The sequence below is a fragment of the Pseudomonas sp. SIMBA_067 genome, assembly GCF_046534675.1.
Lineage (GTDB): Bacteria > Pseudomonadota > Gammaproteobacteria > Pseudomonadales > Pseudomonadaceae > Aquipseudomonas > Aquipseudomonas putida.
In genome coordinates this window covers 1-249 of the sequence record NZ_JAWRYH010000997.1, presented here as the reverse complement: position 1 = coordinate 249, position 249 = coordinate 1, and the positions used below count along the sequence as shown (strand labels likewise).

1 protein-coding gene is annotated in these 249 nt (G+C 62.7%); it reads left to right on the top strand.

The annotated features are described in order from the left end of the window. Positions 1 to 249 (top strand): OprD family outer membrane porin (locus SB765_RS32210; protein ID WP_410932839.1); only part of this gene is annotated, 249 nt, incomplete at both ends.

Genomic DNA, 249 nt, shown 5'->3' with positions numbered 1-249 from the left:
CCAGCAGACGCTGTACACCGCTACCCAAGGCTTCAAGGCAGGTGACTGGAACCTGTCTGGCACCCTCAACTACCTCGACACTGGCGAGTCTGGTAGCGAGAAGGCCGGCACTCTGGACAGCCGCATGACCTCGGCCATGCTCAGTGCCAACCTGCGGGCGCAGACGTTGCGCCTCGGTTACCAGTACAACGCTGGCGACAGTGCCCTGCCGTTCATCCATGACACCGACCTGCCGGGGGTTGCTAATGC